Annotated in this window: 17 protein-coding genes and 1 tRNA gene; 12 read left to right on the top strand and 6 right to left on the bottom strand. The window is 60.4% G+C overall.

The genetic code is table 11. The features are described from left to right. Positions 1–25: 25 nt before the first annotated feature. Positions 26–325 carry a putative quinol monooxygenase gene (locus QD461_RS21955; RefSeq protein WP_414089651.1) on the bottom strand — a complete coding sequence of 100 codons (300 nt, stop codon included), beginning with the start codon at positions 323–325 and terminating at the stop codon, positions 26–28. Here QD461_RS21955 and QD461_RS21950 point away from each other — a divergent pair. After that, positions 317–604, top strand: a complete 288-nt coding sequence (locus tag QD461_RS21950; protein ID WP_414089650.1) for a hypothetical protein — start codon at positions 317–319, stop codon at positions 602–604. The two genes, QD461_RS21955 and QD461_RS21950, sit on opposite strands and share 9 nt — an antisense overlap. Positions 605–1163: 559 nt before the next feature. Here the strand turns inward: QD461_RS21950 and QD461_RS21945 are convergent. From QD461_RS21945 to QD461_RS21935, 3 genes are all read right to left on the bottom strand, one after another. Next, complete coding sequence (locus tag QD461_RS21945) at positions 1164–1484, bottom strand: GCG_CRPN prefix-to-repeats domain-containing protein (RefSeq protein WP_414089649.1); 321 nt, start codon at positions 1482–1484, stop codon at positions 1164–1166. Between the two features lie 341 nt (positions 1485–1825). Next, positions 1826–1901: transfer RNA gene (locus tag QD461_RS21940), tRNA-Thr, on the bottom strand. Positions 1902–2038: 137 nt separating this feature from the next. After that, positions 2039–2998, bottom strand: a complete 960-nt coding sequence (locus QD461_RS21935; protein ID WP_414089648.1) for an NAD(P)H-dependent flavin oxidoreductase — start codon at positions 2996–2998, stop codon at positions 2039–2041. A 313-nt stretch (positions 2999–3311) separates the two neighbouring features. Between QD461_RS21935 and QD461_RS21930 the strand changes: the two genes are divergently transcribed. Then, a complete protein-coding gene (locus tag QD461_RS21930) occupies positions 3312–4562 on the top strand; it encodes a hypothetical protein (protein ID WP_414089647.1) in 1251 nt (416 codons plus the stop codon). A gap of 26 nt (positions 4563–4588) precedes the next feature. Here the strand turns inward: QD461_RS21930 and ppk2 are convergent, their stop codons facing one another. Then, positions 4589–5470: a polyphosphate kinase 2 gene (ppk2, locus tag QD461_RS21925; protein ID WP_414089646.1), complete on the bottom strand. Its 882-nt coding sequence runs from the start codon at positions 5468–5470 to the stop codon at positions 4589–4591. Between the two features lie 277 nt (positions 5471–5747). Between ppk2 and phoR the strand changes: the two genes are divergently transcribed. The 7 genes from phoR to phoB all read left to right on the top strand — a co-directional run bounded on the left by phoR (position 5748) and on the right by phoB (position 13373). After that, positions 5748–6968, top strand: coding sequence for a phosphate regulon sensor histidine kinase PhoR (gene phoR, locus QD461_RS21920; RefSeq protein WP_414089699.1), 1221 nt, complete (start codon positions 5748–5750; stop codon positions 6966–6968). Between the two features lie 185 nt (positions 6969–7153). Further along, the gene (locus QD461_RS21915) at positions 7154–8188 is read left to right on the top strand and encodes a substrate-binding domain-containing protein (RefSeq protein ID WP_414089645.1); all 1035 of its coding nucleotides are present in this window, start codon (positions 7154–7156) and stop codon (positions 8186–8188) included. A gap of 62 nt (positions 8189–8250) precedes the next feature. Next, complete coding sequence (gene pstC / locus QD461_RS21910) at positions 8251–9732, top strand: phosphate ABC transporter permease subunit PstC (RefSeq protein WP_414089644.1); 1482 nt, start codon at positions 8251–8253, stop codon at positions 9730–9732. Next, positions 9729–11063 (top strand): phosphate ABC transporter permease PstA, encoded by a 1335-nt coding sequence (pstA, locus tag QD461_RS21905; RefSeq protein ID WP_414089643.1) that lies wholly within the window; start codon positions 9729–9731, stop codon positions 11061–11063. Before pstC ends, pstA begins: the two co-directional genes overlap by 4 nt. A 14-nt stretch (positions 11064–11077) precedes the next feature. Beyond that, positions 11078–11893, top strand: a complete 816-nt coding sequence (pstB, locus tag QD461_RS21900) for a phosphate ABC transporter ATP-binding protein PstB (RefSeq protein ID WP_184706671.1) — start codon at positions 11078–11080, stop codon at positions 11891–11893. A gap of 51 nt (positions 11894–11944) precedes the next feature. Further along, complete coding sequence (gene phoU, locus QD461_RS21895) at positions 11945–12658, top strand: phosphate signaling complex protein PhoU (protein ID WP_184706673.1); 714 nt, start codon at positions 11945–11947, stop codon at positions 12656–12658. A gap of 31 nt (positions 12659–12689) precedes the next feature. Next, complete coding sequence (phoB, locus tag QD461_RS21890; protein WP_004128368.1) at positions 12690–13373, top strand: phosphate regulon transcriptional regulator PhoB; 684 nt, start codon at positions 12690–12692, stop codon at positions 13371–13373. A 92-nt stretch (positions 13374–13465) separates the two neighbouring features. On the opposite strand, the gene QD461_RS21885 is transcribed toward phoB, so the two are convergent. Further along, a complete protein-coding gene (locus QD461_RS21885) occupies positions 13466–13990 on the bottom strand; it encodes a GcrA family cell cycle regulator (protein WP_184706675.1) in 525 nt (174 codons plus the stop codon). Positions 13991–14415: 425 nt separating this feature from the next. Between QD461_RS21885 and QD461_RS21880 the strand changes: the two genes are divergently transcribed. The 3 genes from QD461_RS21880 to QD461_RS21870 all read left to right on the top strand — a co-directional run bounded on the left by QD461_RS21880 (position 14416) and on the right by QD461_RS21870 (position 17741). Further along, positions 14416–15615 (top strand): aspartate aminotransferase family protein, encoded by a 1200-nt coding sequence (locus QD461_RS21880; RefSeq protein WP_414089642.1) that lies wholly within the window; start codon positions 14416–14418, stop codon positions 15613–15615. Between the two features lie 171 nt (positions 15616–15786). Further along, positions 15787–16704, top strand: a complete 918-nt coding sequence (gene argF / locus QD461_RS21875; protein WP_414089641.1) for an ornithine carbamoyltransferase — start codon at positions 15787–15789, stop codon at positions 16702–16704. 47 nt (positions 16705–16751) lie between these two features. After that, positions 16752–17741, top strand: coding sequence for an Hsp33 family molecular chaperone (locus QD461_RS21870; RefSeq protein ID WP_414089640.1), 990 nt, complete (start codon positions 16752–16754; stop codon positions 17739–17741). Positions 17742–17759 lie beyond the last annotated feature (18 nt).

Genomic DNA, 17759 nt, shown 5'->3' with positions numbered 1-17759 from the left:
CCCGGGACGCCGGGCAGTAACAGGCTTATGCCGGGTTCAGCACATGAACCGCGCGCTCGGCCATCAGGTGTTTCACCTTCTCGCCATAGGCTGCCATGTGTGCAGAGGCAGCATGCGCCTTGAGCGCATCCATGCTTGCCCACTTCTCGACCACGACGAATGTGTCAGGCCCAAATGCCGGATCGGCTCCTTCGACATCCACGACAGCAGTATATTCGATGCAGCCGTCTTCGGCGTGAACGGCCGGAACATTGGCCAGAAAAGCTTCGAGCACTTCGGCACGCTTGCCGGGCAGCGCGGTCAGAATGGCGAGAACGTGGATCATGACGATATCCTTGGAACCATAAGTAATTCGGATGAAATAGCTGTCGCCGCCGAATCCGCGGCCACGGGTGTCAATCATTATCACGGAATGGCGATATCGAAACGGCCATCACAGGTGGTGCCATTGATGAGCAGGCAAGCCCTTGAAGCGCGGCGAAGGCATATCGGCGCGGCTTTTGGCGATTTTACCGGCAAGATCCTCGAAGAGAATGCGCCACGCGAGCCATACCCAGTCGATGCTTGGGATACGCCCGTTCTCAAGACGGCATGCAGCAGATAAAGACGAAGTACCGAGGCGCACTGGAAAATGATCGGCTGCGGATCGTGTAGGGCCATTTATCCGTCCGGTCAGCGGAGTTTCTCAACGGCTTCTTTGACTGGGTCTATATCGATACCAACCATGGTTTTGAGACGACCTGGGAAGAGTTGGTGATCAGCAACAGCAAGGTGAGGCCGCAAGGGCGAAGCGTCGGTCATGACTTCTGCTGCGGCAATGCGGTGGATGCCGTCCCCATGGCGTAGTCGAAGCCTGCACGAAATTCTGCAAGGACTTCCATTGGCAATTCGAATACCTCGCCCCGGAATCTCACGAGCATTTCTCGCTTACCCTGAAGCGGCTGTGAGCGCGCCTCATCCGGAAATGCTGCGGGGACGTCCATTATCGGGCGGCTAGCCAAGCGGCCTGAAACGCAGTCGAGTTCGTTGTCGATCCACACCATTTCGTGGCAAAGGGCATGTAGGCTGCCTGGCTATTTCCTTGGGCTCCGGTCACAAGACCGTTTCTCGGCGACACTGATAGGAGCGAATGCCGAGAAACAGGTTGTTGCCGAAAGCTTCAGTCAGTCGTCGTCGCCCTCATCGTCGTCGTTTTCATGATGATGATGGCGCCAGCCGGGTGGGGGGGCACGGTCGCGCCAGCCGGGAGGTCCGTACCAGCCATAGTAGCCGCGGCGGTAGCCATACCCGGGCGACGGCTGCCAATAGTTCCGGCGACAATTGCCCCATCGTGTCAAGTGCCAGCCGGGACCGCAGGCATAGTCGACGAGGACAGGCTTCTGCTCAGTTGCTACCATACCGGCTTCAAGCGCCGGCATTGCATTCGCTGTTCCGCCGAGAAGGCAACCAGCGAGCAGCGTCGATGTGATCAAGATCCTATTCATTTCGCTCTCCATCCAGCCCCTCTGATCGCATTAGATTCCGTGCCGCCTGAACGCCGGCTGAACCAAAAATGATCATTTCAAGGCGGTCGCTTCATGGGGCGAAAAGGCCAACATCAACCCAATAAAACTCTTCACTCTTATTCGAAGTCGGCTCGCGATTGTCGAAGGGCCGTCGTCGAGGTCGGAGCTCTAGCCGCCAAGCATGGCGGCGTGGTGATCCGCGAGCGAATTTTAGAAGGCGACGGGGATCATTTTTCGGCCTGCACCGAATTAACGAAGGCGGACAGGAACCATTGGGGCAGGTAAACCTGTTTTCTTATCAGTTGCCTGGCGGAGAAAAGTGGTGCCGCTTACGTGACTCGAACACGTGACCCCATCATTACGAATGATGTGCTCTACCGACTGAGCTAAAGCGGCATTCCGGGGGCATTCGGTTCGGCCCCGCGATTTGCATGGCGCTGATACAGTCTATGCGACCAGATTTCAAGCGTCCAAATTGCCATTTGGTAAAAAAGCGAGCGGGCTTGTGAAAAACAAGCCCGCTTCTGACGTATTCAAAGGGCGAGCCGAGCCCGCGCCTGACGGTATTCCACCTCAAGCCGGTCGACGAGTTTTGCGACGGGCTCAATGGATTTGACCGCGCCGATGCCCTGACCAGAGCCCCAGATGTCCTTCCAGGCCTTCACACCGGTCGTGGCTGCCTCGAAGTCCATCTTGGATGGGTCGGCTTCAGGCAGATTGTCGGGGTCGAGACCGGCGGCGAGGATGGAAGACTTCAGATAGTTGCCGTGTACGCCGGTGAAATAGTTGGAATAGACGATATCGCTCGCATTTCCCTCGACGATCGCCTGCTTGTAGCCATCGATGGCACGGGCCTCCTCCGTTGCGATGAAGGGCGAGCCGATATAGGCCAGGTCGGCGCCGGCAGCCTGGGCTGCCAGCACGGCGCCGCCTGTCGCAATAGCTCCGGCAAGAAGCAGAGGCCCGTCGAACCATTCGCGGATTTCCTGCACGAGCGCGAAGGGCGAGAGACGGCCGGCGTGACCGCCCGCACCGGCGGCGACCGCGATCAACCCGTCCGCGCCCTTGCGGATAGCCGAATTGGCGTGGCGGTTGTTGATGATGTCATGCAGCACGATGCCGCCATAGGAATGCACGGCGGCATTCACCTCCGGCACTGCACCGAGCGAGGAGATGACGATCGGCACCTTGTATTTCACGCAGAGCATCAGATCGTGTTCCAGGCGCTTGTTTGACGCATGGACGATCTGATTGACCGCAAATGGAGCTGCCGGACGATCCGGATTTGCGGCATTGTAGGCGGCGAGATCCTCGGTGATCATGGCCAGCCATTCATCGAGCTGGCTTTCCGGGCGCGCGTTCAACGCCGGGAAGGAGCCGACCACGCCGGCCTTGCATTGAGCCAGCGTCAGTGCCGGATGGGAAATGATGAAAAGCGGCGAGGCCACCACCGGGAGCCGCAGACATTCGGTCAGGATCGAGGGGAGGGCCATGAACATCATCCCTTTTTTGACGTTTACGAAAACGTCAAAGGCATAGCAGATGTCCTGCAGGGTGGGAAGTGGCGCGGCACGGAATGCCCGCGGCCTGCAATCCAGGCGCCACGGCCCGCCGGATCGGCCAGCCGGCCATCGCAAAACTGTCGTCTTTGGCATTTATCCCCGCCCGAGTGCTCGCCGCACTTGTCGAAGGCTTGCGTATTGACAAGCGTGGCGTTACCGAATCCGGTTAACGAATGCTGAAGACCATGGCCGCCTTGCCAGCAGAGTATGCGCGTATGTTGCGAGTGAGAGTAAAGGACCTGATGTGAGCGGATTAGAAACGGCTATAAGAAGCGCGTTGGATCGGTCCGATCGCGCCAATCCGGAAATCCGGGCTCGCATCTATCAGTCGGCACGACAGGCATTGGAGGCCGGTCTCCGTAAACAGGACATTACCGACGTCAACGTCGTCGCGGCCCAGCGCCAGCGGCTGGAGGCGACCATACGCGAGATCGAGACCGAGGAACGCCTCCGCCCCGCGCAAGCGACGCCCCCTTCGCCGGAGCTTGGTGCCCCACATGTTTCCCCCGCTGCTCCGCGCTCCGCGCCCGGGCAGCCGGCACAGCGATCCGAACCGGTCATGAGCGTGCGCGGCGAAACTCGAGACAACGATCTGCCTTTCTCGCGCAATGCCGGCCCGGCAGCGGCCCCGTCGGTCGAGCCTGCCGATCCGCAGGCCGATTTCGGCGATATGCGGGCGGGGCCTGCCGATCATCTCGGCGCCGACAGCGACGTGCGGCCAGCCGCCGCCGCACCGGCATCGGCACGGACGATGAATTTCAAGCCGGAGCGCGCCGCGGTTCGCCGCAAGCCGCGCAAGTTCTTCTCGCGCTTGCTGGTGTTTTGTATCCTGCTGGCCTTTCTCGGTGTCGGTGCGTGGTGGATCAAGACCTCTGGCGTCTTCATGTCGGCAGCGCAGAGAGATACCAGCGTCCGCAATCCGCCGGCGCATGTGGACTCGCAGGATTTCAGCGGCAACAACAGCGAAGATGACACAGCCGACGAGGACGACAACAGCGGCCCCGCCAATCCCGGGCTGGCGGTCATCGACCCCCAAAACCGTTTCTCCGAAGAGTGGATCGAAGTTCTGAAGCCGACGGATGCGGCGAAGGTGAAGGCCGGAGCGCAGGCGAAGGCCGAGAATGTTTCGGAGAATGAGGGGCCGGCGGTGCGAATTACCTCCCTCAGCAGCGGGCCGGATGGCAGTGCCTCCGTGGAAATACCGACCAATGTGCTGCAGCAGGTGGTCGGCAAACCTTCGACGATCGCGTTGACCTTGCAGTCGACATCGGACGCGCCGACACAGATCACGGTGGAGTGCGATTTCGGCACGCTCGGTCGTTGCGGTCGTCATCGCTTCACCGCCAGCCGCCAGAAAACGGACGCGTTGTTCCAGCTTCGCTTCGATGGTGCGAAAGCGCCGACGGCTTCCGGTCGACTGATCATCAACAGCGATGTCGATGGCAAGGCGCGCGGCATCAATGTCTACGCTATCCGTGTCTTGCCCGGGCAATAAGTCCGGGTCGCGCGTATTCCCTGCGCCTATTTGAAGCCGGCCGAGCCCAGGCTTAGGATCTTGTTGTCGATTTCGCCGATGGCCTTCTCGTCCTTGCCGTCGTAGTCGAGCGTCAGCAGGATGTGACGGATAAGGTTCAGGCGCGCGCGCCGCTTGTCGTTGGCGCGCATGACGGTCCATGGCGCATAGTCCGTATGCGTATCCTTCAGCATGCGGTCCCGCTTTTCGCTATAGTCCTTCCATCTGGGAAGGGCGGCGATATCCATCGAGGAGAGCTTCCAGACGGCGCGGGGATCGTGGCATCGGTCATGGAAGCGCTTCAGCTGCATTTCCCGGCCGATGTCGAGATAGAATTTGAAGAAGTAGATGCCGTCCTGGACGATCAGCTTTTCCATCTGTGGCGCCTGCTTCAGGAACTGCTCGTATTGTTTCGGCGTGCAGAAGCCCATGATCGGCTCGACACCGGCGCGGTTGTACCAGGAACGGTCGAACAGCACGAATTCGCCTGATGTCGGGAATTGCGCGACATAGCGCTGGAAATACCATTGCCCGGCCTCCCGGTCCGTCGGCTTGGTCAGTGCCACGACACGCGCCAGGCGAGGGTTCATATGTGCCGACGTCGCCGCGATCGAACCTCCCTTGCCGGCGGCGTCACGCCCTTCGAACAGAGCCATTACCCGCTTGCCCGTCGCCTGCAGCCAGAACTGCACCTTGATGAGCTCGATCTGCAGCGCCTCCAGCTCGTCGAGATATTCTTCCTCCTTGAGCTTCTTCTTGTAGGGATAGTTGCCTGAGGTCAGCGCTTCGTCATCGATCCAGCTCGGCAGCGCGGGGTCGTCGACATCGAATATCCGCTTTATCCCACGGATATCCAGCTCTACAGCGCGGCTTTTGACTTCCTCTCCCATATGTCCCGGCTCCTCGGTCGTTTACGCTTTGCTAATCCTGCCGCGGCAAGGCGGCAAAAAGTTCCTCGGGCAAATTGGCGCTTTTATTCAATGGTTTCAACCCCTTTGCCCTCGCGCCCTTTTGCCGGCTACATTTATTGTTGTCAGTTTCCGCCTTCTGTGGATACAGCCGAATACTTCTGTCATGAATCATGGATAAGACGCGTGATCCAGCATTCCATGGTGGCAGGTAAAGGGACGGGCGCAGTTGGAAGACGAATGGTCAATTTTCAGGAAGTTGGCGGTGCGGCTGCGGCAGGAGAGCGCCATCCTGGTTCTTGCGACGCTGATTGCGGTGCTTGCGCTTGTTGAAGGTATCCATACCGGCGTCGTGTTCTGGATCTGGGCCATTGCGGTCATCGTCGCGTTGATCCGCCCGCCGCTGGTGGAGCGGGTCGCAGTGCCCGCGCCGACCACGCCGGCGCCTGTCGATCCCGAAGCTCTGCTGCATACCGCTTTCGCGGGCCTTTCTGCTCTCGACGCGCCGGTCCTGATCATCGATCGCGAGGCATCGGTGCTGGTGCAGAATGCCGCGGTTGAAAAGGCCTTCGGCGCCTTCCCGATCGGAGCGCATATTTCATCGAAGCTGCGCTCTCCCGGCCTGCTCGATATGGTCCGCGAGACAATCGCGACCAACACTCCGAACCAGATCGAACACTCCGAGCGGCTGCCTTCCGAGCGCGTCTACATCGTGCGCATCGCGCCGATCGATCTGCCTCAAGCCGAGGCCGGCACCTTTTTCCTGCTGTCGTTCAGGGACATTTCCGAGCTGCGCCATATCGATCGCATGCGCTCCGACTTCGTCGCCAATGCCAGCCACGAGCTACGCACGCCGCTGGCATCGCTGAGAGGTTTCATCGAAACCATTCAGGGCCCAGCCAAGTCGGATCCGAAGGCGCAGCAGCGTTTTCTCGCCATCATGTTCGATCAGGCGACCCGCATGAGCCGGCTGGTCGACGATCTCCTGTCGCTCTCTCGGCTGGAGCTGAAGTCGCATATAGCGCCGGATCAGAAGGTCGATCTGGTGCCGCTGCTCGGCCATGTGCGGGACTCGCTGCTGCCGCTTGCAGGCGATCTCGACGTGACGATCAACCTGCAAGTCCCGGCCGGCAAGGTAGAGGTGCTGGGTGATCGCGACGAGTTGGTGCAAGTTTTCGAAAATCTGATCGAGAATGCCTGCAAGTATGGCCAGGAAGGCAAGTCCGTCGAGGTTTCGCTGATGAACGAGCCTGGACAGGCGGTCGCGGTGGTCATTTCCGACAAGGGGCCGGGCATACCGGCCGAGCATGTGCCCCGCCTGACCGAGCGCTTTTATCGCGTCAACGTTGAGGACAGCCGCTCGAAGAAAGGCACCGGTCTCGGGCTCGCCATCGTCAAGCATATTCTCACCCGGCACCGTGCAAGGTTGATCGTCAAGTCGGAAGTTGGAAAGGGAACGGACTTTACCGTCCGCTTCTGAAGTTGCTAGAGACAGGCGATTTTTGGTGAGAATTAGCCTATAAGTTTCAAAAGGATAGACTGTCATAATTGTTTCACTCGCCTGACATAAAAGGGCGGTGCTTTGGCCGGTAAGAAAGAAGCGCTGAAACTGGTGGGTGTGCCGCCCACCGTCGTGCTCTTTTAGCCCGTCAGGGAGGATTCATTATGAACGCGTTGAAATTGTCTATTCTCGCGCTGGTCGCATCCGCCGCTTTTGCCGGCGCTGCCGTGGCCCGCGACCAGATTCAGATTTCCGGTTCCTCTACCGTATTCCCCTATGCCAAGATCGTTGCCGAAAACTTCGGCGAAACTCATACCAACTTCAAGACGCCGATCGTCGAATCCGGCGGCTCTGGCGCCGGCCTCAAGGAATTCTGCAAGGGCGTCGGCACCGACTCCATCGATATCGCCAATGCATCGCGTCCGATCAAGGATAGCGAGATCGGCGCCTGCAAGGCAGCTGGTGTCGCCGATATCCAGCAGGTCAAGATCGGCTACGACGGCATCGTCTTTGCGTTCGACAAGAGCAATCCGGACATCAAGTTCGTGCCCGCTGATCTCTACAAGGCGCTTGCAGCCGAAGTCGTCGTCGATGGCAAGCTGGTTGCCAACCCCTACAGGAAATGGTCCGAGATCAATAAGTCTCTGCCGGATTTCGAGATCGCTGCTTATATTCCGGGCGAAAAGCACGGCACGCGCGAGGTTTTCGAGGAGCGGGTTCTCTCCGCTGGATGCAAGGCCTCGGGTGCGCTCGACGTCATCAAGGCCGCGATCAAGGATGCCGATCAGCAGGCGAAGAAGTGCATTGCCGTGCGCAAGGATGGCCTGGCTGTCGATATCGACGGCGATTATCCTGAGACGCTGGGGCGCATCAACGCCAACAAGCACGGCATCGGCGTTTTCGGCCTGTATTTCTACCAGAACAACGCCGACAAGCTGAAGGTCGCCACCGTCAGCGGTATCGTGCCCTCGGGCGAGACCATCGCCGACGGCACCTATCCGGTCTCGCGTCCCTTGTTCTTCTACGTCAAGAAGGCACATCTGGGTGTTATCCCGGGCCTCAAGGAATATGTCGATTTCTTCACCAGCGATCAGATGATCGGGCCGGATAGCCCGCTGGCCGAATACGGCCTCGTGCCCGCGCCGGATGCTGAGCGCGACCAGATCCGCAAAGATTTTGCGGACGGAAAGATCATGTAAGTGCGTAAGGACTGCACGTCGGCGCGAAATTCCATCGCGCCGACGCTGGCCGGGGAATTGGAATGAGTGTGTCATTGCTGCTGTTATGCGTGTCGGTCATCGGCGCCTTTGCCTTCGTGCTGGGGCGGGTGAGGGCTGCTGCATTGTCGGGCGGCAGGCCCTCTTCTATGCATTCCAGGCTCGGCTATCACGGTGCCTATGCCGCCATATGGGCTGTGCTGCCCGCTTTGGCGCTCGTCTGCGTCTGGTCGATCGCCAGCTCGGAAGTGATCGACCGCTTCGTGATCAAATCCTTCCCGGAAGAGGTGCAAGCTCTTCCGCGCGCGGAACTCAATCTCAGCTACGGCATGGTGCGCAGCATCGCCCATGGCGTGCGCCTTCTCGATGGCCAGGAGCTTGCCGACGTCGCGGGCGGCACGGCGGATCTGCAATTGTTGCTGGCGCAGAGGGGCGTGCCCCTGGCGGTCCGCCCGACCGGCTACATGGTCGATGCGGCAAACAAATATAATGGCATGCGCGAAATCAGCCGGATCGTCATGAGCGTGGCGGCGATCCTGCTGTCGCTCTTGTGTGCGGCCTATGGCCTGCGCGTCATCGCGCCACGCTTTCGCGCGCGCAATCGTGTCGAGCAGGTCATTCTCGGGGCGCTCATCATCGCGTCTTCCATCGCCGTGCTGACGACGGTCGGGATTGTCGTCTCGATGTTGTCGGAAGCTGCGCGCTTCTTCAGCATGGTGCCTGCAGGTGAATTCTTCTTCGGCACCGTTTGGGATCCGCGCTTCACGGGCGCAGGCACGCAGACATCGGGAACCTTCGGCTTGATCCCGTTGCTGGCGGGCACGATCTATATCGGTCTGGTCGCCATGCTCTTTGCCGTGCCGATCGGCTTGTTCGCGGCGATCTACATGGCCGAATACGCCTCGGCACGCGTGCGCTCCATCGCCAAGCCGATGCTCGAGGTGCTGGCCGGCATTCCGACGATCGTTTACGGCTTCTTCGCCCTCGTCACGGTCGGACCTTTCCTCAGGGATATTTCGGCAGAGATCAACGGCCTGATGACCGGAAGCTTCACAAGCTTCATCGAGGCGCAGAGCGTGCTGACAGCTGGCTTCGTCATGGGCGTGATGTTGATCCCCTACGTCTCGTCGCTATCGGACGACATCATCATGGCGGTCCCGCGCTCGCTGCGTGACGGTTCACTCGGGCTTGGCGCAACGCGCTCCGAAACCGTCAAGCGCGTTCTGCTGCCGGCAGCGCTTCCCGGTATCGTCGGTGCACTCCTGATGACGGCTTCGCGCGCGGTCGGAGAAACGATGATCGTCGTGCTGGCGGCCGGCGTGGCGGCGCGCATGCAGTTCGATCCCTTCGAGCCGATGACGACGGTGACGGTAAAGATCGTCAACCAGCTGACCGGCGATCTGGAGTTCACCTCGCCGCAGACGCTCGTCGCCTTCGCGCTCGGCATCACTCTGTTCTGCGTGACGCTCTGCCTGAACGTCTATGCGCTCTATATCGTCCGCCGATACCGGGAGCAGTACGAATGAGCGATATCGTGTCCTCCTCGTCACAGAAAAATCCGCGCGGGCTTGCACCCGACGCCCCGGTGCGTCGCGATATCGGCATCGCCAGGCGCTATGCCGCCGAGCGCCGCTTTCGCGCCTATGGAATTGCCGCCGTCATTTTCGGCGTCGTCTTCCTCGCTATCCTGGTGTCGACCGTGGTCCGCAACGGCTATACGGCTTTCGTCCAGACATCACTCGTCTTGCCGATCGAGTTCTCCGAGAAAGTCATCGATCCAACGGGCAAGCGTTCCAGCGATCCCAAGGTGCTGATATCGGCCAATTATCCCGTACTTGTGCGTGACGCAGTGGTGAAGATGCTTGGTATTGATCCCGCCAATCGCGCGCTCGTTCGCGAGGCGACGGCCATGGTGTCGGACAGCGCCCGGATCGCACTGCGCGACAAGGTCGTTGCCAACCCCGCTATCATCGGCACGACCGCAAACGTGGTGCTTCTTGCCAGCGCGAATATCGACTCCGCCAACAAGGGGCAGATCGATTTGACGGCCGACGAGAAGGACCGCAAGGTGTCGGATCGGCAGGTCGCATGGATGAAGCAGCTCCGCGATAGCGGCGCACTCTACAAGGCCTTCAACAGCGGCCTGTTCCTTTCAGGCAATTCGAGCCGGCCGGAAGCTGCAGGCCTCGGTGTTGCCCTGATCGGCTCGCTCTATCTGATGTTGACCGTGCTTGTGCTCGCCTTGCCCGTCGGCGTCGCCGCTTCGATCTATCTCGAGGAATTTGCACCGAAAAATCGGCTTACGGATCTGATAGAGGTCAACATCAACAACCTCGCAGCCGTGCCATCGATCGTATACGGCCTGCTCGGCCTCTCGGTCTTCATCAACATGATGGGACTGCCGCGCTCGGCCTCGCTGGTCGGCGGTCTCGTGTTGAGCCTGATGACGCTGCCGATGATCATCATCGCCACGCGCTCGGCGCTGCGCGCGGTACCGCCATCGATCCGCAGTGCCGCACTTGGCCTCGGCGCGTCGCGCATGCAGATGGTCTTCCACCATGTCCTGCCGCTCGCCATGCCCGGTATTTTGACTGGCACGATCCTTGGGCTTGCCCATGCGCTCGGGGAGACGGCGCCGCTGCTTCTGATCGGCATGGTCGCCTTCGTCGCCAATTATCCCGCTTCGCCGCTCGATCCTTCGACGGCGCTGCCGGTGCAGATCTACATGTGGGCGAGCGAAGCGGAGCGTGCCTTCGTTGAGAGAACCTCCGGGGCCATCATCGTCCTGCTCTTCTTCCTCGTTGCGATGAATATCGGGGCAATCCTGCTGCGCCGTCGCTTCGAGCGGCGCTGGTAGGGGAGGAGCACGAAATGAACATGATGACGGAAGCCGGAAGCGAACGAGCATTGGCCAAGAAGATGATGACGATCCCCTACAAGATGATCGGCCAGGACGTTTCGGTCTACTACGGCGAAAAGCGCGCGCTCTTCGACGTCAATCTGAATATCCGCGCCAATACGGTCACGGCGTTGATCGGCCCGTCTGGCTGCGGCAAGTCCACCTTCCTGCGTTGCCTCAACCGCATGAACGATACGATCGAGACCTGCCGTATCACCGGCAAGATCACGCTCGACGATCAGGATGTCTACGACAACAGTATCGATGTGGTGGAGCTGCGCGCGCGCGTCGGCATGGTCTTCCAGAAGCCCAATCCGTTTCCGAAATCGATCTACGAGAACGTCGCCTATGGTCCGCGCATACACGGCCTGCATCGTTCGAAGGCCGATCTCGAGCACATCGTCGAAACCAGCCTGCAGAAGGCTGGTCTCTGGGGCGAAGTGAAGGACCGGCTCCACGATGCCGGCACCAGCCTTTCTGGCGGACAGCAGCAGCGCCTGTGCATCGCGCGCGCCGTTGCAGTCAGCCCGGAGGTGATCCTGATGGACGAGCCCTGTTCGGCGCTCGATCCGATTGCGACGGCAAAAGTCGAGGATCTCATTCACGAGCTGCGGGAGAATTTTACGATCGTTATCGTGACGCATTCCATGCAGCAGGCTGCCCGCGTTTCACAGCGCACCGCAATGTTCCATCTCGGCCATCTGGTCGAGGAGAACGACACCGATAAGATGTTCACCAATCCCGACGATTTCCGCACGCAGGATTACATCATGGGCCGTTTTGGTTGATGATGTCAGGTGCGCGGCTCCCTTCACACAGTTCACCTTAAGGAAAGAAAAATGGTCTCCACTCACATTCTCTCTGCCTATGACGAAGACCTGAAGTTCCTGACGCGCCGTATTGCCGAAATGGGCGGTCTGGCCGAACAGATGGTCAGCGACAGCGTTCGCGCATTGGTTCATAGCGATGCCGCTCTCGCACAGAAGGTCATCTCCGACGACGTCGTTCTCGACCATGCCGAACGCGAAGTCGGCGACAAGGCGATCGTCACCATCGCACGTCGTCAGCCGATGGCGGCTGACCTGCGCGAGATCATGGGTTCCATCCGCATCGCCTCCGATCTGGAGCGTGTCGGCGACCTTGGCAAGAACACGGCAAAGCGCGTCATCGCCGTGCAGGGCACCGGAGTTCCGCGGAAGCTTGCCCGCGGCATCGAACATCTTTCCGAACTGGCGCTCGGCCAGCTCAAGGAAGTCCTTGACGTCTACGCCACGCGGTCGCCAGACAAGGCTGTTTCGATCCGCGAACGCGACGAGGAAATCGACGCGATGTACACCTCGCTCTTTCGCGAGATGCTGACCTACATGATGGAAGATCCGCGCAACATCACCACCTGCACGCATCTTCTCTTCTGCGCCAAGAACATCGAGCGCATCGGCGACCATGCCACCAATATCGCCGAGACGATCTATTACATGGCGACAGGCGCACAGCCGGAAGGCGAACGTCCGAAGGACGACACTGCAAACACCGTTGGCGCGGTGACGGAATAATCTGGAAGAGAAGAAAGGAGACCAAAGGCGCATGGTTCCGAGAGTTGCTGTTGTAGAAGACGAGGAAGCGCTGAGCGTTCTGCTGCGCTATAATCTTGAGGCCGAAGGCTTCGAGGTCGACACGATCCTCAGAGGCGATGAAGCCGAGTTGCGTCTCCAGGAGCGCATCCCCGATCTTCTGATCCTCGACTGGATGCTCCCCGGCGTGTCCGGCATCGAGCTTTGCCGCCGGCTGCGTATGCGGCCGGAGACGGAGCGCCTGCCGATTATCATGTTGACGGCCCGCGGCGAGGAAAGCGAGCGCGTGCGCGGCCTTTCCACCGGCGCGGACGATTACGTCGTCAAGCCGTTCTCGACGCCGGAGCTGATGGCGCGCGTCAAGGCGATGCTACGGCGTGCCCGTCCGGAGGTTCTCTCTACGGTGCTGCGTTGCGGCGATATCGAGCTGGACCGCGAAACCCATCGCGTTCATCGCAAGAGCCGCGAAGTGCGGCTGGGTCCGACGGAATTCCGTCTGCTGGAATTCCTGATGTCCTCGCCGGGCCGCGTCTTCTCCCGCTCGCAGCTGCTGGACGGCGTCTGGGGGCACGATATCTATGTCGACGAACGCACCGTCGACGTTCATGTCGGCCGCCTGCGCAAGGCGCTAAACTTCTCCAATATGCAGGATGTCATCCGCACCGTTCGCGGCGCGGGCTATTCCATGGAGGCCTGAGCGGTCAACCGCTCAGGCATCAACATTGCGGCGGAAACAGAAAACGGGCCTCGAGGGGCCCGTTTCGTTGTCTGAATTCTTGAATTCGCTGCTTAGCCGTTGTTGCGACGGCGATCATGCACCGGCTGGTAGGCCATGCGCTGATGATAGGTGCAGTACGGCGAGGAATCCGGGCTGTCATTGCCGCAGAAGTGGAAATCGTCCTTCAACGGATCACCGACGGGCCACTTGCAGGTGCGTTCCGTCAGTTCCGTCAGGCCGAGGCGGCGCGAAATCGGAACGACGACATTGGCCGCGGGACGGTAGGTGATCTCGTTGACCGCATCGACCTCGATCTCTTCCTTCAGCATGGTTGCACCCTGCTGGCGGGCAACCGTACGGGTCGCGACGCGCGAGGTGTAAGCCGGAGCCCTTGGCGCCGAGGCAGTGCGCTTCGGCGTGCGAGCAGCCGTCGCCGTGCCACCCGCCTTCGCTCGGCCGGGAAGGTTCAGGCGATGCACCTTGCCGATGACGGCATTACGGCTCACGCCACCCAGTTGCGCCGCGATCTGGCTGGCGCTCAACCCTTCGGACCATAGCTTTTTCAGCTTCTCGACGCGTTCGTCTGTCCAATTCATGCCCTGTCTCCGCTGTCGCGTTTCCGGTGGCAGAATCCTTCACCATTGCCTCGCATGGGATCGAGGCACGAAACGCTTTAAAATTGTGGTGACTAGTTCCGCCGCATGCAGTCTAGCAATTGCTTTTTAACCTAGTGTGAGGCTGACTCCGTGACAAGAGTCGCGAGAATCTTGAGGAATCGATTTCGGGGTTTTCCCCAACTTGCTGCCCCGGCGTGGCATTTCTGCAATATGCCGTGCCGAACGCGATCCATTTGCGCGCAAGCGCTTTCTCGCACTTGCTAAATCGCCAGTTTTGTTGACATCGCGGTGCAAAACATCAATAGTGCCCAGGCCGCCGCAAGGCGGCATTTTTGATTTTTTCGGACCCGTTTCATCAAGCGGAAGCGATTGGTCCTTAAAGTTGTGATCGAGGAGATATGGCCATGGCCGAGACCGCGCCGCTTTATGATACATACCTGCGTGCTCCGCTGCGGTTCGAGCGAGGCGAGGGCGTCTGGCTGGTGACGGAAAGTGGCGAACGCTACCTCGATTTCGCAGCTGGTGTGGCGGTCAATTCGCTTGGCCATGCCCATCCCCATCTTGTGGCCGAACTGAAGGCGCAGGTAGACAAGGTGTGGCACCTGTCGAACCTCTATGAAGTGCCCGGTCAGGAAAAGCTGTCGAAGCGGCTGACGGATGTCACCTTCGCCGACAAGGTGTTCTTCACGAATTCCGGCGCGGAGGCGCTGGAATGCGCCATCAAGACGGCGCGGCGCTATCACTTCGCCAAGGGGCATCCCGAGAAGTTTCATGTGATCACTTTCGAGGGCGCCTTCCACGGCCGCACCATCGCGACGATCGCAGCCGGTGGTCAGGAAAAGTACATCGAAGGTTTCGGCCCAAAGGCTCCGGGCTTCGATCAGGTGCCGTTCGGTGATCTCGACGCCGTCCGCGCAGCAGTTACCGATGCGACGGCGGCGATCCTGATCGAGCCGGTGCAGGGCGAGGGTGGTATTCGCCCAGCCACCAATGAGTTCATGCGCGGCCTGCGCCAGATCTGCGATGAGCATGGCTTGCTGTTGATCCTGGATGAAGTCCAGTGCGGCGTTGGCCGCACGGGCAAGCTCTTCGCTTACGAATGGGCCGGCATTAAGCCTGACATCATGGCTGTGGCCAAGGGGATTGGCGGCGGTTTCCCGCTCGGTGCGTGCCTTGCGACGGCTGAAGCCGCCTCCGGCATGAAGGCCGGCACGCACGGCTCGACCTATGGCGGCAATCCGCTTGCCATGGCCGTTGGCAATGCGGTGCTCGACATCGTGCTTGCTGATGGCTTCCTGCAGCATGTTTGCGATGTCGCGCTGGTCTTCCGCCAGGGTCTTGCCTCGCTGAAAGACCGCTTCCCTGATATCATCGAGGATGTACGCGGCGAAGGCTTGATGCTCGGCATCAAGGCGGCCATTCCGCAGGCGGATCTGCTGCAGGCTATCCGAGCCGAGCATCTGCTGGGTGTGCCCGCCGGCGACAACGTCATCCGCCTGCTGCCGCCGCTCGTCGTCACCGCCGAGGAAGCACGCGAAGGCCTTGCCCGCATCGAGCGTGCGGCCGAACGTGCGCGCGCTGCCCGCACCAAGAAATCGGCTTAAGTTTAACGCCTGCAGTCGGGGCGATTACTGCGCCGCGCGTCGAGACGACGCGCAAAGGACGCAGTAACATTTAGGAATCGCATAAGCTTTCTATAAATCGGTGCCGATTTAAGGGGGCTTATGCGTGTCCCACGCGGGCATTATTGTTTTTTCTGGAGCACAGGTAAGGACATGGCTTCTCCGAAACACTTTCTCGATCTCTCAGCCGTTCCGGCTGCCGATCTGCGTCACATCATCGATGATGCGATCGTGCGAAAGAAGCAGCTGAAGGCGGGCGCGGCCGACAAGCCGCTTGCGGGCAAGATGCTGGCGATGATTTTCGAGAAGCCGTCCACCCGTACCCGCGTTTCCTTCGATGTCGGCATGCGCCAGCTCGGCGGCGAGACGCTGTTCCTCTCCGGCACCGAAATGCAGCTTGGCCGCGCCGAGACGATCGGCGATACCGCCAAGGTCCTGTCGCGCTACGTCGACGCGATCATGATCCGCACCACGGATCATGCGCGCATGCTCGAACTGGCGGAACATGCGACCGTTCCGGTTATCAATGCGCTGACGGACGACACGCATCCCTGCCAGATCATGGCCGACATCATGACCTTCGAGGAGCATCGCGGCCCGATCAAGGGCAAGACTGTCGCCTGGACCGGCGACGGCAATAACGTGCTGCATTCATTGATCGAAGGCGCCGCACGCTTCGGCTATCGCATGAACATGGCGGTACCCCTTGGTTCCGAGCCAAAGGATCACTATCTGAACTGGGCCCGCAACGAGGGCGCCGAAATCCTGCTCTCGCATGATGCCGACCGTGCGGTCGCCGGCGCCGATTGTGTGGTAACCGATACCTGGGTTTCCATGAATCAGGAACACCGGGCCCGCGGTCACAACGTCTTCCAGCCCTATCAAGTCAACAAGGCTTTGATGGCACAGGCCGACAAAGACGCGTTGTTCATGCATTGCCTGCCCGCCCATCGCGGGGAGGAGGTGACGGACGAAGTGATCGATGGTCCGCAATCCGTTGTTTTCGATGAGGCGGAAAACCGCCTTCATGCGCAAAAGTCGATTCTTGCTTGGTGCCTGGGCGCGATCTGAGGATATAAAGCCGCGCTTGAGAGCGCGGGCGCAGTAGGAGTAAAGCAATGGCCGAAAATGCAGCCTCGCTGGGCCAATTCGATTTCGCCGGTGACGATCACGTCGTACCCTTTCAGGTGGAGGGCCTCGATGTGCGCGGCCGTGCCGTGCAGCTTGGTCCGCTGCTGGATGCGATCCTTGCCCGGCACGATTATCCGACCCCGGTGGCCCGCCTCCTGGCCGAGGCCATCGTTCTGACGGTTCTGCTCGGCACGTCGCTGAAGTTCGAAGGCAAGTTCACCGTGCAGACCAAGGGCGACGGTCCCGTCGATCTGCTGGTGGCCGATTTCTCGACGCCGGAAAATGTCCGTGCCTATGCCCGCTTCAACGAGGAAGCGCTGGCAAAGGCTGTAGCGGAAGGCCGGACGGAGCCGGAGCAGCTGCTCGGCAAGGGCGTTCTCGCTTTCACGATCGACCAGGGCCGGTTCAGCCAGCCCTATCAGGGTATCGTCGCTCTCGACGGCGCGTCGCTCGAGGAGATCGCCGGCACCTATTTCCGCCAGTCGGAACAGATTCCGACGCGCGTTCGCCTGGGCGCTGCCGAGCTTTTTGATCGTGACGAGAACGGCAAGCCACGCCACCGCTGGCGGGCAGGGGGCTTGATCGCCCAGTTCCTGCCGGAAGCGCCCGAACGCATGCGCCAGCCGGACCTGCATGGCGGCGACGGCGATACCGGTGTGCGCCACCATGCCGAGGACGATGCCTGGTCGGAAGCGCGCAGTCTGGTCGAGACCATTGACGCCGATGAGCTCACGGATCCGCAAGTCGGCACTGAGCGTCTGCTCTATCGCCTCTTCCACGAGCGCGGCGTGCGCGTCTACGAACCGAAGGCCGTCTACGACCGCTGTTCGTGCTCGCGTGACAAGCTGAAGGGCGTGCTGAAGGGCTTTTCGGCTGAGGAAATCCAGGCCAGCGAAGAGAATGGTGAAATCGCGGTGACCTGCGAGTTCTGCTCGACGACCTATCGGTTCGAAGTATCCGAGATAGAAGCGGCCTGAGGCCGCTTCAGAGCATCT

The organism is Rhizobium sp. BR 314, assembly GCF_047445805.1.
Classification (GTDB): domain Bacteria; phylum Pseudomonadota; class Alphaproteobacteria; order Rhizobiales; family Rhizobiaceae; genus Rhizobium; species Rhizobium lusitanum_B.
The sequence above is the reverse complement of the archived record's forward strand: the minus strand, read 5'-3'. Positions and strand labels throughout refer to the sequence as shown.